We start from the raw sequence: 17,305 nt of genomic DNA, 5'->3' as shown, positions 1-17,305 counted from the left end.
TGGGGGGGTGGGGGTGGGGCGAGGGTTACCCCTTGATCGCCCCCTCCTCGACGCCGCGGAAGAAGAACCGCTGCAGCGTCGCGAAGACAATGACGATCGGAATGAACGCGATCATCGTGCCGGCCGCGATGACCCGCGGGTTCGCGGTGAACGCCCCGCTGAGGTATTGCAGGCCGACGGTGAGGGTGTAGTTCTGCGGGTCGGTCAACACGATCAGCGGCCACAGGAAGTCATCCCAGGCACCGATAAAGGCGAAGATCGTGATGACGCTGAGCATGCCCCGCACGTTGGGGAGCCCGACATGGATCAGCCGTTGCCAGGCCGACGCGCCGTCGATCACCGCTGCCTCGTCCATCTCGTCGGGGATCGCCATGAACGCCGCGCGCATCAACAGCACGTTCAACATGGCGACAGCGGTGGGCAGCGCCACACCGACCAACGTGTCGGCCAGACCGAGGCTGCGAACCGTCACGTACTGCGAGATGATCGTCACCTCGCCGGGCAGCACCAGGGTGCCGAGCACCAGGGCGAGAAACAGCGTCCGGCCTCGGAAGTGCAGCTTGGCGAGGGCGAACCCGGCCAGGGTGGCGCCCACGGCGTTACCGACGACCGCCATCGCCGCCACGATCAGCGAGTTCTTCGCGTACGACAGGACGGGGATCGTCTCGGCCACCCGCAGGTAGTTGTCGAACGTCGGATTGGAGGGAATGAACTGCGGGGTCGCGGTGTAGATGTTCTCGCCGGCGCCCTTCAAGGAGGTGGACAGCTGCCACACGAACGGCCCGACGGTCACCACCAGCGCAAACAGCAGCAATACGTACCGGAGCAGCTTCTCGCGCCGCCGCATGGTGCCGAAACCCGAGCCCCGACGCCGTCGCTTCGGCGACGAGGCCGGCGTCTTCGCCGGAGCGCCGGCGGGAGGGGTGCTGAGCTGGGTCATGGCTAGGCCGCCTTCCGGTTCAGGCGCAGGAGGAGAAGCATGGGGCCAATAGTGATCACGAACAACACCAGGCTGAGCGCCGAGGCGTAGCCCAGGTGCCCGGTGAAGCCCCGGCTGTACATCTGGATGAGCATGACCAGGGACATAGTCCGGCCGCCGGGCCCACCGGTGCCGTTGGTGAGGACGAACAGCTCGGTGAAGACCCGCAGTGCGGAGACGGTGACCAGGACGCTGACCAGCAACATCGTGGTGCGCACGCCGGGCACCGTGACCGACCAGAACCGGCGGATCGGACCGGCGCCGTCAACTGCGGCCGCCTCGTGTAGCTGGCGCGAGACGTTCCCCAACGCCGACAAGTAGATGATCATGTAGTAACCCAGCCCCTTCCACACGGTGAGGCTGATCGCACTGAACAGCAGCAGCCAGCGCCCGCTGAGGAAGGGCAGCGGTTCGGTGAGGAAGCCGAGCTGTTGGGCCAGCCCGTTGACCAGGCCGCGATCCTCCAGCAACCAGGTCCAGATCAGCGCCACGACCACCGCGGAGGCGATCACCGGGGTGTAGAAGGCCGTGCGGAAGAACGTGATGCCCGGCAGCTTCTTCTCCAGCAGCACCGCGAGCAGCAGCGGCAGGAAAAGCAACAGGGGTAAGCAGATCAGCATATAGACAATGCTGTTCACCAGCGCATAGACGAGTTGATCGTCATTGAGCATGCGCTCGAAGTTGGCCACTCCAGTGAAGCTTCCACCGCCGAGTGGCTTGGCGTTGGTGAACGCGAGGACCACGGTGTTGATCGCTGGCCAGAGGTTGAACACCAGCAGCCAGACGAGGGCAGGCCCGAGCAACAGCCAGGGGGTGAACCAACGCTGAGTTTTCATTACGTCCCGCTCTGCTTTTCCGGTTGGGTGGCGCGGCAATGCGGTAAGTCGCGCAACGAGAGGTGATAGCAGTGGTGGCGCCGCGGCGCGGGCGGCGCCGGTGCTCGGCCGGCCGGGTTCCGGTCCGGCCGAGCACCGCTGGTCAACGTGGGACCGGCCCGGCTCGGCCGATCAGTTGTTGAGCAGTTGGTTGCACTTTTCGACTGCCTTGTCCAGCGCCTGCTGCGAGGTGATATCTCCGCTGATCGCGAGGGAGAACTGCTGGTTGATGAAGTCGGCCATCGCCTGGTCGACGATGACTGGCTTCAACAGCTCCGCCTCAGCCAGCGAGGTGAAGGCGATCTTCTTCGCGTCCCCGGCGTTGGTGCCGTCGCTCTCGCTGAACTGGGGATCCTCAGCGGAGGCAACCGTGCTCGGGAAGATGCCGGGCACGACCTCAGCGAAGGCCGCCTGGTTCTCCGCGTTGGTCACCCACCGGGCGAGGGCGACGGCCGCGGGCAGGTTGTCGCTGCCCTTGGCCACCGACAGCCCCTGAGTGTACAGCGGCGGGGTGCCGATCGCCGGTGACGCGATGATCTTCTCGGCCAGCGACGGGTTGTCGACCTTGATGGTGTTGATCGAGTTACCGCCACCGGTGGTCCAGGCGACCTGCTGCTTCTTGAACAGCTCCATGTTGCCGAGGTAGGCGTCGGTCAGCACGTTGCTGGGCAGGAGCCCTTCGGCGAACGCGTCCCGGTAGGTGTCGAGGACCGCCACGGCCTCGGGGGTGTTGAAGACGAACTCCTTGCCGTCCGAGGAAAGGATGTCGACTCCGGCCTGGGTCAGATCCTCGACGCTGGGCATCCGGCTCAGCAGGTGGACCTTGCCGTCGGACTTCTCCTTGACGATCCGGGCCTGGTCGACCAGTTCCTCGATCGTGGTCGGGAGCTTGGTCGCGTCCAACCCGTACTGGGACAGCAGCTCCGTGTTCCAGTAGTTCACGTCGGTGTTGAGGTACCACGGGTAGCCGTAGACCCCGGTCTGGCCGGCGTACTCGTAGGAGGCGACGGCGCCCGCGACGTACTCCTCGCGGAGCTTGTCGTCGGCCTGGTCGACGTCGAGCAGCAACCCCTGCTCGGCGAGCGGCAGGGCGAAGTCCGGTGGGAGATTCGTCACGTCGGGCAGCTCATTGCTGGCCGCCTGGCTGAGCACCTTCTCCGAGTAGCCGTCACCGGGCTGGTCCAGCCACTTTACGGTCGTTCCCGGGTACTTCTCCTCGAACCCGTCGATAACACCCTGCATGTAGTCGGTGAACTTGGGCTTCAGGGCCCAGGTCTGCAGGGTCACCGTGCCTTTGACTTCACCGGTGATGTCTACCTGGTCATCACTGGTGTCCGTGCCGGACAGCCCGCATCCCGCGACGGCCGTCAGCACGGCCGACGACAGGGCAAGCCCGGCCAAGCGTGTTCGCATCTCTCTCCGCCCCTAACTATTAGTCAGCCGGCTACCCCCGTCGGATCGGGCGTGTCCGGTGCTCACAGGCGATCCGCCGGCAATGATAAACCGGTCTAGTGAACGGACTATCCCCCCGGTTAGAATCACGTGTCAAGAGCGGCCTACCGACCGTCGCTTCTTCGGTAGCCGCGTGGAGGGAGAGCGTCGCCAGATGCAGCGACCGACAATCGCCGACATCGCCCTACGGGCCGGGGTCTCCAAGGGTGCCGTCTCGTTCGCGCTCAACGGCCGGCCCGGCGTCAGCGAGGCCACCCGGGCGCGCATCCTCCGCGTGGCCGAAGAGATCAACTGGCGCCCGCACAGTGCGGCGCGGGCCCTCGGCGGAGCCCGCGCCGACGCCGTCGGGCTGGTGATCGCGCGCCCCGCGCGCACCCTCGGGGTGGAGCCCTTCTTCGCTCGCCTCCTCTCCGGCCTACAGGCGGAGTTCTCCAGTCAGTCGATCGCGCTGCACCTGATGATCGTCGAGGACACCCAAGCGGAGATCGAGATCTACCGGAGCTGGGTCTCCGAACGCCGGGTGGACGGCCTGGTATTGATCGACCTGAAGGTTCGCGACCCACGCATCGCCGTGGTGGAGCAGCTCGAGATCCCGGCCGTCGTGGTCGGCGGGCCGGGCCGGCACGGGCGCGTCTCCTCGGTCTGGGCCGACGACCGAGCGGCGATGCTCTCGGCGGTGGAGTACCTCGCGGTGCTCGGCCACACCCGGATCGCCCACGTGTCGGGGCTACCCGAGTTTCAGCACACCCAGCGCCGTTCCCGAGCACTGCGGGACGCCGCCACCCGGCTGACGCTCCCCCGCGCCCGGTCACTGCACACCGACTTCAGCGACGCCCAGGGCGCAGCAGCCACCCGCAAGCTGCTCGCCGGGGCCGGCCGCCCAACAGCGATCATCTACGACAGTGACCTGATGGCCGTCGCCGGCTTGGGCGTCGCGCTGGAGATGGGGGTCGCCGTCCCACACGAGTTGTCGATCGTCTCCTTCGATGACTCGGTGTTGGCCCAGCTCACCCACCCCTCCCTCACCGCGCTGTCCCGCGACACCTACCGCTTCGGCGTGCAGGCGGCCCAGACCATGATGGCGGTCCTGGCCAACCCCACGAAGACGAAGAACCACAAGACCGAGACGCCCCGGCTGATCACGCGGGAGAGCACCTCACCAACCCGCAACTAGCACTCCCGGGTCGATGCTCGCGTGTCGAGCAATACTCTAGGTGGGAAATAAATCGGTTTAGCGCCCCATCTGTGCCTGGCTATCCACATGGAGGACCTTTTGAACACCAATGCCCGTACGCAGAGCACCCGAAGGTTCCGCCTCGGCGCCAACTACGTACCGTCCGACGGCTGGTTCTACAGCTGGCTCGACTTCTCGGCGGACGCGGCCCGCCGCGACCTCGAAGACCTGGCGAGCATCGGCCTGGACCACGTACGCGTCTTCCCGATCTGGCCGTGGATCCAACCCAACCGCGCGCTCCTCCGCCAACAGCCGATCGACGACCTGCTCTCGTTGATCGACGTAGCGGCGGAGTTCGACCTCGGGGTCTCGGTCGACCTGCTCCAGGGGCATCTGTCCAGCTTCGACTTCCTGCCCTCCTGGGTGCTCACCTGGCACCAGAGCAGCATCTTCACCGACCGGGCGGCACGCGACGGCATCAACGAGTACGTCCGTCGACTCAGCACCGAGGTCGCGACGCGCCCCAACGTCTTCGCCATCACCCTCGGCAACGAGGTCAACAACCTCTGGCCGGCCAACCCCACCACCCCGGACGCCTCCCACCAGTGGGCGGCGGAGCTACTCGAGGTGGTCCGCACCGCGGCGCCCGACGTACTTCGCCTGCACTCCGTCTTCGACGACGCGTGGTACGCCCCTGATCACCCCTTCCACCCCGCCGAGGCGGTCGAGCTGGGCGACCTGACCACGGTGCACTCCTGGGTGTTCAACGGGACCTCGCGCATCGATGGACCGCTCGGGCCGGCCACCACCTCACACGCCGACTACCTGCTGGAGCTCGCCGCCTCCAGCTCCCCGGAACCGACCCGCCCGGTGTGGCTGCAGGAGGTCGGGGTGCCCCGGCCGGACGTACCGGCGGAGCAGGCCGGCGAGTTCGTCGCGCGCACCCTGGCGACGGTGGGCGGCAACCCGGCACTGTGGGGCGTCACCTGGTGGTCCTCGCACGACATCGATCGTCGCCTCACCGACTTCCCGGACCGGGAATACGATCTGGGCCTGTTCACCGTTGACCACCGACCGAAGCCGGCCGCGCTCGCCCTGGCCGAGTTCGCCCGCGACACCGCGGCCCACGCGGCTGCCCCGGCTCGGCCAGCGCTGGTGGCGCCGATCAACCCGCTCCAGGAGCCCGCACGGCGGGCGGAGGTCGCCCCGGGAAGCACGTTCCACCAGGACTGGGTGAAGGCCCGGCAGAGCGAGCCCACCGCGATCGTCACCCCGGACCGGGCGACCGACGAGGGCTACCTCGCCGCCCGCGGCATCGGCGCGATCCGCTAACCGGGTCCGATCACCGCAGGGTCTGGTCAGCGCCAGGGCTGTCGCAGCTCGGCGCTGACCCGGCCGGCCGCTCAGGTACGACGCCAGGCAAGCAGGCCGAAGAGCAACCCCGCCGCCCCCGCCACCGACACCATGCGGTGCCGGGACAGCCACGCCTGCGGGCTGTGCCGCAGCGATCGATCGGTGAACGCGCCGTGCGCACCGAAGTCGTGGCCGCCGGGCCCATCGGCCGGCTGCCACAGGTTCACCGGCTGGTCCGGCCCGACCGGCTGGTCGGTCTGCTGCGAGTCGTAGCCCGTCCGGCCCAGGTAGCGATCCAGCAGCCCCGGCACCAGCCGGTTAGCCAGGATGGTCAGGACGGTGGGCGTGCCCACCCAGTACGCCCGCCGCCCCGGCCGGGCGGCAGCGGCGACGATGGTGCGGGCGGCGACCTCCGGCTCGTAGATCGGCGGCACCGGCTGGGCGTGCCGCGGCAGCCGGGACAGCAGCCACGAGAACTGCGGGGTGTTCATCGCCGGTAGGTGCACCATGGTGACCTTGACGTTGCTCTTGTCGTGCAGCAACTCACAACGGAGCGACTCGGTGAACCCGACGATGGCGTGCTTGGCCCCACAGTAGGCGGCCTGCAGGGGAATTCCCCGGTACGCCAGCGCCGATCCGACCTGCACGATGGCCCCCCGGTCCCGCGGGACCATGTGATCCAGGGCCACCCGGGTGCCGTAGACGTAGCCGAGGTAGGCGACCTCGGTGGTCCGGCGGAACTCCTCGGGCCGGATCTGTTGGAAGGGCGCGAAGACCGAGCTGAACGCCACGTTGATCCACACGTCGATCGGCCCCAGCTCGTCCTCAACCCGCTGGCCGGCGGCGGCGACCTGATGGTAGTCGGCCATGTCGACCTCGATCGGCACGGCGTGGCCGCCAGCGGCGCGGACATCGTCGGCCGCGGCGTCGAGACCGGCACGGCCGCGGGCCAACAGGGCGATCGTGACCCCCGGCCGTGCCAGCTGCCGCACGGTGGCCCGCCCGACCCCGCCACTGGCACCCGTGACCACCGCCACCTGGATATCCCGTAGCCCGTGCCCCATCCGCGCCACCTCCCGTACCGGGTTGACTTGCTCCGGTTCCACGCCTCGGCACGCTGTCTACCCGGGGCGTTTCGAGTTAGTCGGGCCGGCTGGCCGGCCGCCACGGGTGTCGGGGACCACCGATCGGGTACGGGGGGCGGGGAGGTGCTGCCGTGGCCCGCAACGAACGGACGAACAGCCCCAAAGCGCGCCACCTGGACTCACCGAACGTGCTCCGGGAGTACGCGCTACTCGCCGACGGGCAGCGGGCGGCGTTGGTCGGCCCGGACGGGAACATCGTGTGGCTCTGCGCCCCCCGGTGGGCCGACCCGCCGCTGTTCAGCGGCCTCCTCGGTGGCCGGGGCAGCTACCTGGTGAGCCCGACGGCCCGGCGCTTCGTCTGGGGCGGCCAGTATGAGCCCGACTCGCTGATCTGGATCAACAGATGGGTGACCACCGACGGAATCATCGAAACCCGGGAGGCCCTGGCCTTCCCCGGCGACGCCCAACGGGTGGTCCTGCTCCGCCAGATACGCGCGGTGGACCAGGACGCGAAGGTCCGGGTCCGGCTCGCCCCCCGGGCGAACTTCGGTCGAGAGCCGCTCCGCCAGGTACGGCAGGACGGGGGGCTGTGGCACGCTCGCTCCGGTGACCTGCACCTCCGCCACACCTGCGGCCACCCCCTCGAACCCACCGCCGAGGGGCCACTCGACGGCGAGCTGCGGGTGCCCGCCGGTGGGCAGGTTGACCTGGTGCTGGAGATCGCCACCCAGCCCCTGGAGGGGAAGCCACCCAATGCCTCAGAGCTGTGGCGGATCACCGAGAAGTCCTGGCAGGACGTGCTGCGCCCGCTGTCCCGCGGCACCGCGGGACGGGACGCGATCTTCGCCTACACGGTGCTGCGCGGGCTGACCCAGCCCGGCGGCGGCATGGTCGCCGCGGTAACCACGGGGCTGCCGGAGCGAGCGCTCGCCGGACGCAACTACGACTACCGGTACGCCTGGATCCGCGACCAGTCGTTCGCCGGACAGGCCGCCGCCCTGATCGGTCGGCACGACCTCCTCGACGACGCGGTGCGGTTCCTCACCGACCGGGTCCTCGCCGACGGTGATCGGCTCGCTCCCGCCTACACCATCGATGGTGGCCCCGTACCGTCGGAAGAGGAGCTGGACTTTCTACCCGGCTATCCGGGGGCCAAGGCCCGGACCGGTAACTGGGTTGGTGGGCAGTTCCAACTGGACGCCTACGGTGACGTGCTGCTGGTCCTGGCAGCCGCCGCCGAACGGGGACGGCTGGAGGCCACCTCCTGGCATGCACTGACCGTCGCCGCCAAGGCCATCGAGAAATGCTGGCGGTCGCCCGACTCGGGCATCTGGGAGCTCCCGGCCCGGCAGTGGACCCACTCGAAGCTGACCTGTGTGGCCGGGCTGCGCGCGGCGGCCCGAATCGCGCCGGGCGGCCTGGCCGGCCGATGGGCCTCCCTCGCCGACACGATTCTCGCCGACACCACGGCGCACGCCCTCCACCCCTCCGGGCGCTGGCAGCGCGCCTACGACGACCCCCGCGTCGACTCGGCGTTGCTGCTGCCGGGAATCCGCGGTGCGCTCCCCGAAGGCGACCCCCGGACCGAGGCGACCCGTCGAGCGGTGCTGAACGAACTCCAGCAGGACGGCTACCTGTACCGGTTTCGACCCGACCGCCGCCCGCTTGGAGACGCCGAAGGGGCCTTCCTGCTCTGCGGTTTCGCCGCGGCGATCGCCGAGTGGCAGGCCGGCGACGCCGTCGCCGCGAACCGGTGGTTCGAACGCAACCGGGCGGGGTGCGGCCCACCGGGACTCTTCACCGAGGAACTCGACGTGGCGCAGCGGCAGCTACGGGGCAACCTCCCGCAGGCCTTCGTGCACGCGCTGATGCTCGAGACCGCCGTACGCCTCGGCCACGCCGCTCCCTGCGCCGACTGATGCCGTGACCGCCGACGTTCGCGGTGCGCCCCACGGAGGTCACCGGAGTGCACCGCTGGACGAGCTCAGTTGTCCAGCCGCACGGTGACCCAGGCCCGGCCCCGATCGTCGCGGGTGGAAGCCGCGTGACCGGTGCGGGGGACGCCGTCGAGCTGCAAGGTGATCGGACCGCCGTTGAGGAAGTTGCGCCACCAGTTCTTGGCGTCGGCCATCCGCACCCCGATCGTTACGGTGTTCCCGGCCCGCTGGTACGCCACCGGCGTGCTGAACGTCCGGCCGGAGCGCCGACCGGTGTAGGTGATGACCGTAAAGCGACGTCGCCACCAGGGCGAGGACTGGAACGACGCGAACCAGGCGTTAAACCGGTCCACAGCTGGTTTGATTCGCATCCGGCCAACCATAGATCTCCGCAGGTGGACGGCACTGTCCTCCGTGGTCATAACCGGGCCGCCCGCCGGACGGCCCTCTTCGGCGCCACCAGGCGCCCGTCACCGTCGGCCGCGGGCGCCCGCCCGGCTCGCGGCGACACCGTCGTGGATGGTCCAGCCGGTGGCGACGGCGGCGTCAGTCAAGGCGACCCGACGCCGTCGCCGATCGGCGATGAGCGCCACCGCGGTCAGCGCGTGCAGCCCGTCGGCGACCGCACCGAGCCGGAACGCCTCCGGCGTCGGCCATCGGAGCAGCACCGCGGCCTGCACCAGGTGCCGGACTCCGAGCACCCGCAGGATCGTCGACGGGGTCGAACCCGGATCGCCGCCCATCACCCGCAACACCTGGTCGGGCGCGGCCAGGAGCAGCCCGCCCCAGACCAACCGGGTCAGCTCCCCCACCGCCGCGGTCGGGGTCAGCTCCCCCCGGCCCATGATCCGGGCAGGCGCCTGTTTCGCCACCATCGCTACCGCCCCCATCCGATGCCAACCCGCCTCACCACAGCCGCCGCGGCCTCGAGCTCCCCCACCGCCGCGCCTTCGACTCGACCAGGGCGAGCACCGGCGCGAGTACGGCCAGGCCGACCAGCCCGACCGCGGCCAGCCGCGCCCGCCGGGACGGCGGTTGCGGCCGGCCTCCCCAGCGCCGTTCCGGGTGAGACACCACCGACTCACCGTGCAACCCCGCCCGCAGTAACTCGGCCAGGTGAATCGCCGTGCGGCCGCCGGAGGCGCTCTGCTCGACCTGGGTGCGGCAGCTGAACCCGTCGGCGAGAATCACATCGGTGTCGCTGGCGTCCCGAACGGCCGGCAGGAGCACCCGTTCGGCGCAGGCCTCAGAGACCTCGTAGTGCCCCTGCTCGAAGCCGAAGTTTCCGGCGAGGCCACAGCAGCCCGAATCGAGAAAGTCGGCTCGCACCCCAGCGTTGGTGAGCACCGCCTGGTCAGCGGCGGTCCCCAGGACGGCGTGCTGGTGGCAGTGGGTCTGGATCAGCGCGTGTGCCGCCAGCCGCGGCGGCTGCCAGCCGGGGCTGTGCTCCTGCAGGAGCTCCGCCAGGGTGACCGTCTGCTGGCGGAGCCGGATGACATCCTCGTCGTCCGGGAAGAGCTCGTAGGCGTCGCTACGGAAGACGGCCGTACAGCTCGGTTCCAGACCAACCACCCGGGTACCCGCCCGCAGGTGGGGCCGAAGGGCCGCGACCGTACGCCGCAACACCCGCTTGGCGACGCCGAGTTGACCGGTGGAGAGCCAGGTCAGCCCGCAGCACACCGGCCCCTCCGGTACCCGGACCCGCCATCCGGCGGACTCCAGCACCTCCACCGCGGCCTGGGCCACCCCGGGATGGAGCCGGTTGGTGAAGGTGTCCGGCCAGAGCAGCACCTCGCCGCGGTGGCCGTCCCCGGTCGGGGTCCGGTGGGCGAACCACCGCTGGAAACTCTCCTCGGCGAAGGTCGGGATGTCGCGCCGCTGGTCGATGCCGCCCGCCGCCTTCGCCAGCCGGCCCAGACCGGGCGCGTGGGTGAGGGCGTTCACCACGCTCGGCACGATTCCGGCCACCGCCGCCAGCGCCGGCAGCCACCCCATCGAATAGTGCGCGCGGGGACGGAGGCGCCCGGCGTAGTGGTGCGACAGGAACTCCGCCTTGTAGGTCGCCATGTCCACATTCACCGGACAGTCGGCCTTGCAGCCCTTGCACGCCAGGCAGAGATCGAGAGCGTCCCGGACAGCGGTGGAGCGCCACCCGTCGTCGATGCTGCCGCCCCGGGCGCCGCCGTCGAGCATCTCGAAGAGCAACCGGGAGCGGCCTCGCGTGGAGTGCTCCTCCTCCCGCGTGACCATGTAGGAGGGGCACATCACCGCACCGTCGTGCCGGCGGCACTGGCCCACCCCGACGCAGCGAAGCACGGCGTTGGCGAAACTACCCTCGTCGTTGGGGTAGGCGAAGGTGGTCCGCACCGGGCCGTGGTCATAGTCGACGCCCAACCGCAGGTGGCTGTCGAGCGGGTAGGGCGACACGGTCTTGCCCGGATTCATCCGGTCGTCCGGGTCGAAGATCGCCTTAAGCTGGCCGAACGCCCGCATCAGCCGGCCACCGTACATCTTCGGCAGCAGCTCGCCCCGGGCCTGGCCGTCCCCGTGCTCACCGGAGCAGGATCCGCCGTAGGAGGTGACCAGGTCAGCCGCCCGTTCCAGGAACGAGCGGAACCGCCCCACCCCGTCGGGGGTGTTCAGCTCGAACGGGATGCGCGTGTGCACGCACCCCTGCCCGAAGTGGCCGTACAGCGACGCCTGGTCCAGGCCGTACTCCTCAAGGAGCTGTCGCAGGTCCCGCAGGTAGTCGCCGAGCTTCTCCGGGGCGACGGCCGAGTCCTCCCAGCCCGGCCAGGTGCGCTCGGAGCCCCGTACCTGTGCGGTCGCTCCCAGGGATGACTCCCGGACCTGCCACATCTGCCGCTCGTGGGCCGGGTCGTTGAATTCGTGCACGGTCCCCGCACCGCCGCCACGGACGGCGGCGATCAGTCGACTGGCGGCGGCACGGGCCTGCCCTGGCGTGTCCCCGCCCATCTGGATCATCAACCAGGCGCCGCCCTCGGGGATCTCCCGAAGCCCGGCGGGCCGCTCGCGTCTGCGCCGCTCGTCCGCGACCAGCCGATGGTCGATCCCCTCCAGGGTGACCGGTTTGTGGGCCAGCACCCGCATGACGTCGTCACCCGCCGCGGCGATGTCCGGATAGTTGACAAAGACGAGGGCGGACGCCTTGACCACGGGCACCAGCCGCAACCGCGCCCGGAGAATGGTGACCAGCGTGCCCTCGGAGCCGACCAGGGTCTGCGCGACGTGGAAGCCCTTCTCCGGCAGGAGGCTGTCGAGGTTGTACCCGGAGACCCGGCGCGGAATGTGTGGGTAGCGGGTACGGATGTCGGCGAGGTACTCCTCGCGCAGCGCCCGCAACTGCCGATAGATCTCGGCCGGTCGGCCACCCCGGAGCTGGATCTCGGCGTACTGCTCGTCGCTGGTCTCCCCGACCCAGAGCCGGGTGCCGTCGTAGAGCAGTACCTCCAACTCGACGATGTTGTCGACCACCTTGCCGGTCCGCTGGGCGGTGGCGCCGCAGGAGTTGTTGCCGAGCATGCCGCCCAGGGTGCAGCGGCTGTGGGTGGACGGGCGGGGGCCGTACTCCAGCCCGGTCGACGCGAGTTGGGCGTTGAGTGAGTCCAGGACGATGCCGGGCTCCACCAGGCAGGTCCGCGCCTGCGGATCCACCTCCAGCAGGAGGTTGCAGTACTTCGACCAGTCCAGCACGACGGCGGTGTTGGTGCACTGTCCGGCCAGGCTGGTGCCACCGCCTCGGGAGACCAGCGGCGCCCGGTGCCGACGGCACACCGCGACCGCCGCCACCCCCGCCTCGATCGTCCGGGGCAGCACCACCCCGAGCGGCACCTGCCGGTAGTTGGAGGAGTCGGTGGAGTAGGCGGCCCGGGAACCGGCATCGAACCGGACCTCGCCGTCCACCTCCGCCCGGAGGTCGGCGGCGAGGGCGGCCAGGTCGACCTCCAGCGCCGGTCCGGGTGCGCGCACGACCGGTTGGGGCAGCATGACCTCACTCACGGCCGCCGCTCCCGCCGCACGTGAACTCGCCGCTCCCCTACCCCCCACGCCGCGCTCCCGCCCGTTTCATCCCACTAGTCCCCGTGCTACCGACTTGACGTAAATCTCGGGCCGGGTACCCGCGCCGCACGCCGATAAACCCCCTCCCCGGGCGTTCTCCGATCAGCCGGGGAGCCCCGCGAGGACCCAAGGTCAACCGGGAGTTGGGGCGCCGCTGCTGGTCCGGCCAACAGCGAAGGGCCAGGGCCTCAGTACGGATGACCTGGCCGGCGCTGACGGGTGAGGTGGATGAGGGCGGCGCCACCGACGATCAGCAGGGCTGCCGCGGCGAGCAGGGTGGGCAGGTTGGGACCGGTGGTGGGCAGTTCGGAGGGCTCGGCGACCGTGATGGTGGTGGCCTCGGACTGACTGTTGGGGCAGGCGCTGGTGGTGCTGGTGTAGGCGGCGGTGAGAATGTTGGCGCCGACCGGGAGCCGGGTGGTGTGGGTGGCGGTGTTGGTGCTGTCCAGCGGCACGGTGGCGAGGTCGGTGTTGTCGCTGCGGAAGGTGACGCTGCCGGCCGGGTCGCCGGCGTTGCAGGTGACCGTGGCGGTCAGCGTGACGTCCTGATCCGCGGTCGGGTCCGGCGGCGAAACCCGCAAGACCGTCGCGGAAGCCGCAGGCAGCGTGGACAGGGCCAGATTGTGGTCGTTGCCGACGGCGATCATGTCCAACGTGGTACCCGTGGGCAGGCGCACCGCCACGGGAGTGGCGCTGTCGGTGGTGGTCCCGTCCCCGAGATGCCCCTGCGAGTTGACGCCCCAGGCCAGGGCGGTGCCGTCACTGGCTATCGCCACGTTGTGGTCACTGTCGCGACTGGCGATAGCGGTGAGGCGCAGGCCGATCGGAAGATTGACCGAGACCGGTTCACTGCTGTCGGAGGTGGAGCCGTTCCCCAACTGCCCCCGCTGGTTGCCGCCCCAGGCAAGGGCGGTTCCCGCGGAGGTCAGCACCGCGCTGTGCGTACGGCCGGCGGCGACCGCGGTGGCCTCGGTGCCGACGGGCAGAGCGACGGGGACGGGTACGAGGCTGTCCGTGGTGCTGCCGTCGCCGAGTTGACCGCGAGCATTGTCGCCCCAGGCCAGGGCGGTGTCGTCGGCGGTCAACGCCAGGCTGTGGCCGCCTCCACCAGCGACGGCGGTGATGGTGGGGCCGGGTGGCAGCGCAACGGCGACCGGGACGCTGCGACCGGAGACGGTTCCGTCGCCCAGTTGGCCTTCGCTGTTCGCCCCCCAGGCGAGCAGGGCCGCCGGCCCGGTCGCGGTCAGGACCAGATTGTGGTCGCGACCCACGGACACCGCGGCGACCACGGTACCCGTCGGCAGGCGCACCACGACGGGAGTGCTGCTGCTGGTAGCCGTGCCGTTGCCGAGCTGGCCGGAGTGGTTGGCGCCCCAGGCGAGCAGCGAGCCGGTGGAGGTCAACGCCACACTGTGGTTGGCACCGACGGCGACGGCGACGACCCGGATACCCGCGGGCAGGCGCACCGGGACGGGCTCGCCGCTGCTGACGGTGGTCCCGTTACCGAGCTGGCCTGCAGAGTTGCTGCCCCAGGCGAGAACGGTGCCCGCGGAGGTCAGGGCCAGACTGTGGCGCTCACCGGCAGCGACGGCGGCGACCGTGGTACTCGCGGGCAGGCGCACCGCGAGCGGCTCACTGCTGTTGTCCGTGGTCCCGTCGCCCAGCTGACCCCCGGCGTTCCCACCCCAAGCGAAGATCGCGTCGGAGCTGGCGGAGGTCGATCCGGGTTGGTGTTGCGCCGATCCGGGTTGGCGGTGCGCCGACGCGGACGTTCCGCCGATCACCGGCGAGAACGCCACCACCAGCGCGAGGGAGAACCAACCGGCGACCGCACGCCGCACCGGCCGCACTCCGCCGCCCCGGCCACGCCGCTGGCAGATTCCCTGCATCGCACCCACCTCCGAGCGGAAAGTCCTCCGCTAATAGGACAGAAGTCATTATTAGCGGTCCTTAGCGGATCGACGCGCAGAAACGCCCACCACATGACCCTGGTCGATCCGCCGATCGAAATACCAGCCCAGCGGTGTTCCATGGCCGAAACCAGCTCGCCCGCCTCCGAATAAAAGTGAACGCATGTGCCGCTATGGAGCTGGCTACGCCGCGCCTCTTGTTGCGTCAGTTTCGCGGCACTGACCATGCCACCGTGCACGACTTCGTGAACGATCCCGAGGTTGCCCGCCACACCGACTGAGGACCTAACGATCCACCGGACACCGCGGCATTTGGGTCTGGGGATTTTCCAGCAGGTCACGCCGCCTTCCCCAGGGATGGCACCGAGGGGCGGCATGCGGATTTGTCGGATCAAAGTACAGCTGGAGTTAACAGTGGGTTGGGCAGCCGGCCGCCGGCCGCGCCTAGCATCCGTGTCGTTTGAGCGTTACAAACCCTCGGAGGTTGATTCATGCTTCGCCGGTTGTCGGTGGCCCTGGGCCTGGTGGCGACGATGCTGCTGGGGGCAGCACCCGCCTGGGGGGCTGGCAGTAGCTGCCCACTAGCACAGGCGCACGCACACAACGACTACGAGCACGAGCGGCCACTGCTGGACGCTCTTGATCACGGTTTCACCAGCGTCGAGGCCGACATCTACCTGGTCGGCGACGAACTGCTGGTCGGTCACGATTTCTGGGACCTGCGACCGGGCCGGACCTTGCAGAATCTTTACCTGGACCCGCTCGCGGCCCGGGTGGCCAGCAACAACGGCCAGGTGTATCCGGGTAGCCCGCAGCCGCTGCAACTGCTGGTCGACATCAAGAACACCGGCACGGAGACGTACACCGAACTCGACCAGGTCCTACAGTCGTACCAACAGATGCTCACCCGGTACGACTTCGGCCAGGTCCACACCAGCGCGGTGACGGTCGTGATCAGCGGGGACCGGCCCCGGGACCTGATGGAAGACCAGTCAGTTCGGTATGCCTTCTACGACGGCCGGATGTCCGATCTCGACACCGGTGCCACTTCGGCGTTCATGCCGCTGATCAGCGACAACTGGAACAATCTTTTCACCTGGCAGGGAGTCGGCCCGATGCCGACCGAGCAACAAACCCAGCTGCGCGACATCATCGCCGCCGCGCACCAGAACGGGCAGCGGGTGCGCTTTTGGGCCACGCCTGACGAGCCCGGAGCGCAACGAGAGGCCGTCTGGCACGAGCTACGCGCGGCCGGGGTGGACCACATCAATACCGACGACCTGGCTGGCTTGGAGAACTTCCTACGTGGGCCGACACGGTGACGACCGCCCGACGCGATATCCGACCAGAGAGGGCGGCTCCGTGACGGGCGCGCACCTACCTGCCCACGTCCCTATGCGTCAACGCGGAGGATCTCGGATCCGGTCAACGGCTGATCTTGGTTGTTAAGGTGATCAGTCGTTGACCAGGGCGAGCCGATCCTCGAAGGCGGCCTAACTTGGTCTCTAACCTGTGCCGGCGTGGCCGGGGATTGGTCGATTTCTTCTTGGGAGAGGTTGTCTTCCCGAGGCCACGCCGCACAAGTTAAAGATCAAGTTAGGCGGGTGGGGCAAGGAACGTACGGGCACCGCGAAGCTGGGTGGTCAATTTTGACTGGGTTTCGGTGCAGTCGAGGCGGACCCGGATCGGACCAGGAACGGTGGTGTCGGCCCGGCGGCCGGCGGGCAGGACCGTCTCGTCGAGACCGTCGCGGCGGGCGATGAGCAGGCCGAGTTCGTAGCGGCTGACCGCATCGGCGCCAGCGACGTGATGGATTCCGGCGTGATCGGAATTGGCCAACTCCAGCAGCGCCGCGGCCAGGTCCGTGACGTGGATCGGGCAGCGCAGCTCGTCGGTGAAGAGAACACCACGGGTGGGATCGGCGGCGAGGGTGTGCACCAGCCGCTCCTGGCGAGAGCTACCACCGACTCCAACGATCAACGAGGTGCGAGCGATGACGGCACTCGGATCCAGGCCCCTGGTCGCCGTCTCGACCGCGGCCTTGGCCGCACCATACGGGCTGATCGGGTCGGGGTTATCCGTCTCGTCGTAGCGTTCCGCCGCGCCGGAGAAGACCGCATCACTGGAGACCTGCACCAGGCGGGCCCCGTTGGCGGCGGCTGCGGCAGCCACGTACATGCCGCCGTCGGCGGTGGTGCCCCAGTCGTCCTGCTGGTAGGCCGCATTGATGATCGCACCCGGTCGGAGCTGGTGCACCAGGGCGGCAACCTCGTCGCGGCGTCGGATGTCGAGCTTTCGCCAGTGCACCCCCGCCACCGGCGCCGCCTGACGGTGGAAGGTCGCCGCCACCTGACGGCCGGTCCGCAGCGCCTGGCGAACGATCTCTCGGCCCAGCAGCCCACTGCCGCCCACCACGAGAAGGTCCATGGGCCGCAAGGGTAGCCCCTTACCGCTACCTGA

The 17,305-nt window shown here is 69.4% G+C and carries 13 protein-coding genes; 4 read left to right on the top strand and 9 right to left on the bottom strand.

Annotated features, from left to right (window positions below; genetic code table 11):
- Positions 1-25: 25 nt before the first annotated feature.
- From SALPAC4_RS0115345 to SALPAC4_RS0115335, 3 genes are all read right to left on the bottom strand, one after another.
- Positions 26-940 (bottom strand): carbohydrate ABC transporter permease, encoded by a 915-nt coding sequence (locus SALPAC4_RS0115345; RefSeq protein WP_027644455.1) that lies wholly within the window; start codon positions 938-940, stop codon positions 26-28.
- A gap of 2 nt (positions 941-942) precedes the next feature.
- On the bottom strand, positions 943-1,815 hold the full coding sequence (locus SALPAC4_RS0115340; RefSeq protein WP_019871077.1) for a carbohydrate ABC transporter permease: 873 nt from the start codon (positions 1,813-1,815) through the stop codon (positions 943-945).
- Between the two features lie 171 nt (positions 1,816-1,986).
- Complete coding sequence (locus SALPAC4_RS0115335) at positions 1,987-3,267, bottom strand: ABC transporter substrate-binding protein (protein WP_019871076.1); 1,281 nt, start codon at positions 3,265-3,267, stop codon at positions 1,987-1,989.
- Between the two features lie 193 nt (positions 3,268-3,460).
- Between SALPAC4_RS0115335 and SALPAC4_RS0115330 the strand changes: the two genes are divergently transcribed.
- Both SALPAC4_RS0115330 and SALPAC4_RS0115325 read left to right on the top strand, forming a co-directional pair.
- The gene (locus SALPAC4_RS0115330) at positions 3,461-4,480 is read left to right on the top strand and encodes a LacI family DNA-binding transcriptional regulator (RefSeq protein ID WP_019871075.1); all 1,020 of its coding nucleotides are present in this window, start codon (positions 3,461-3,463) and stop codon (positions 4,478-4,480) included.
- A gap of 99 nt (positions 4,481-4,579) precedes the next feature.
- Positions 4,580-5,812: a glycoside hydrolase 5 family protein gene (locus SALPAC4_RS0115325; RefSeq protein ID WP_027644456.1), complete on the top strand. Its 1,233-nt coding sequence runs from the start codon at positions 4,580-4,582 to the stop codon at positions 5,810-5,812.
- Positions 5,813-5,883: 71 nt separating this feature from the next.
- Here SALPAC4_RS0115325 and SALPAC4_RS0115320 read toward each other — a convergent pair whose 3' ends face one another.
- The gene (locus SALPAC4_RS0115320) at positions 5,884-6,897 is read right to left on the bottom strand and encodes an SDR family oxidoreductase (protein WP_027644457.1); all 1,014 of its coding nucleotides are present in this window, start codon (positions 6,895-6,897) and stop codon (positions 5,884-5,886) included.
- A 152-nt stretch (positions 6,898-7,049) separates the two neighbouring features.
- On the opposite strand from SALPAC4_RS0115320, the gene SALPAC4_RS0115315 reads away from it, so the two are divergent.
- Positions 7,050-8,837 (top strand): glycoside hydrolase family 15 protein, encoded by a 1,788-nt coding sequence (locus SALPAC4_RS0115315; protein ID WP_019871072.1) that lies wholly within the window; start codon positions 7,050-7,052, stop codon positions 8,835-8,837.
- A gap of 65 nt (positions 8,838-8,902) precedes the next feature.
- On the opposite strand, the gene SALPAC4_RS0115310 is transcribed toward SALPAC4_RS0115315, so the two are convergent.
- From SALPAC4_RS0115310 to SALPAC4_RS0115295, 4 genes are all read right to left on the bottom strand, one after another.
- Positions 8,903-9,226, bottom strand: a complete 324-nt coding sequence (locus SALPAC4_RS0115310) for a nitroreductase/quinone reductase family protein (RefSeq protein WP_204149419.1) — start codon at positions 9,224-9,226, stop codon at positions 8,903-8,905.
- Positions 9,227-9,325: 99 nt separating this feature from the next.
- A complete protein-coding gene (locus tag SALPAC4_RS0115305; RefSeq protein ID WP_019871070.1) occupies positions 9,326-9,730 on the bottom strand; it encodes a hypothetical protein in 405 nt (134 codons plus the stop codon).
- Between the two features lie 31 nt (positions 9,731-9,761).
- On the bottom strand, positions 9,762-12,863 hold the full coding sequence (locus tag SALPAC4_RS0115300) for an FAD-binding and (Fe-S)-binding domain-containing protein (protein ID WP_188116871.1): 3,102 nt from the start codon (positions 12,861-12,863) through the stop codon (positions 9,762-9,764).
- Positions 12,864-13,123: 260 nt separating this feature from the next.
- On the bottom strand, positions 13,124-14,824 hold the full coding sequence (locus tag SALPAC4_RS0115295; RefSeq protein ID WP_027644458.1) for an RCC1 domain-containing protein: 1,701 nt from the start codon (positions 14,822-14,824) through the stop codon (positions 13,124-13,126).
- Between the two features lie 512 nt (positions 14,825-15,336).
- Here SALPAC4_RS0115295 and SALPAC4_RS0115285 point away from each other — a divergent pair.
- The gene (locus tag SALPAC4_RS0115285) at positions 15,337-16,167 is read left to right on the top strand and encodes a phosphatidylinositol-specific phospholipase C/glycerophosphodiester phosphodiesterase family protein (RefSeq protein ID WP_019871066.1); all 831 of its coding nucleotides are present in this window, start codon (positions 15,337-15,339) and stop codon (positions 16,165-16,167) included.
- Between the two features lie 274 nt (positions 16,168-16,441).
- Here SALPAC4_RS0115285 and SALPAC4_RS0115280 read toward each other — a convergent pair whose 3' ends face one another.
- Entirely contained in the window at positions 16,442-17,272 is an 831-nt protein-coding gene (locus SALPAC4_RS0115280; protein WP_019871065.1) for an SDR family oxidoreductase, read from the bottom strand.
- Positions 17,273-17,305: the final 33 nt, after the last annotated feature.

This window comes from Salinispora oceanensis (assembly GCF_000383575.1).
In the GTDB taxonomy this organism is placed as follows: Bacteria; Actinomycetota; Actinomycetes; order Mycobacteriales; family Micromonosporaceae; genus Micromonospora; species Micromonospora oceanensis.
Note: the sequence above shows the minus strand (reverse complement) of the source record. Positions and strands in the feature narration are given on the sequence as shown.

Coding starts and splice junctions, on each gene's coding strand:
- SALPAC4_RS0115305 (WP_019871070.1), bottom strand. CDS start 9,730: ATGGTGGCGAAACAGGCGCCTGCCCGGATCATGGGCCGGGGGGAGCTG.
- SALPAC4_RS0115285 (WP_019871066.1), top strand. CDS start 15,337: ATGCTTCGCCGGTTGTCGGTGGCCCTGGGCCTGGTGGCGACGATGCTG.
- SALPAC4_RS0115345 (WP_027644455.1), bottom strand. CDS start 940: ATGACCCAGCTCAGCACCCCTCCCGCCGGCGCTCCGGCGAAGACGCCG.
- SALPAC4_RS0115310 (WP_204149419.1), bottom strand. CDS start 9,226: ATGCGAATCAAACCAGCTGTGGACCGGTTTAACGCCTGGTTCGCGTCG.
- SALPAC4_RS0115280 (WP_019871065.1), bottom strand. CDS start 17,272: ATGGACCTTCTCGTGGTGGGCGGCAGTGGGCTGCTGGGCCGAGAGATC.
- SALPAC4_RS0115295 (WP_027644458.1), bottom strand. CDS start 14,824: ATGCAGGGAATCTGCCAGCGGCGTGGCCGGGGCGGCGGAGTGCGGCCG.
- SALPAC4_RS0115340 (WP_019871077.1), bottom strand. CDS start 1,815: ATGAAAACTCAGCGTTGGTTCACCCCCTGGCTGTTGCTCGGGCCTGCC.
- SALPAC4_RS0115320 (WP_027644457.1), bottom strand. CDS start 6,897: ATGGGGCACGGGCTACGGGATATCCAGGTGGCGGTGGTCACGGGTGCC.
- SALPAC4_RS0115300 (WP_188116871.1), bottom strand. CDS start 12,863: ATGCTGCCCCAACCGGTCGTGCGCGCACCCGGACCGGCGCTGGAGGTC.
- SALPAC4_RS0115330 (WP_019871075.1), top strand. CDS start 3,461: ATGCAGCGACCGACAATCGCCGACATCGCCCTACGGGCCGGGGTCTCC.
- SALPAC4_RS0115335 (WP_019871076.1), bottom strand. CDS start 3,267: ATGCGAACACGCTTGGCCGGGCTTGCCCTGTCGTCGGCCGTGCTGACG.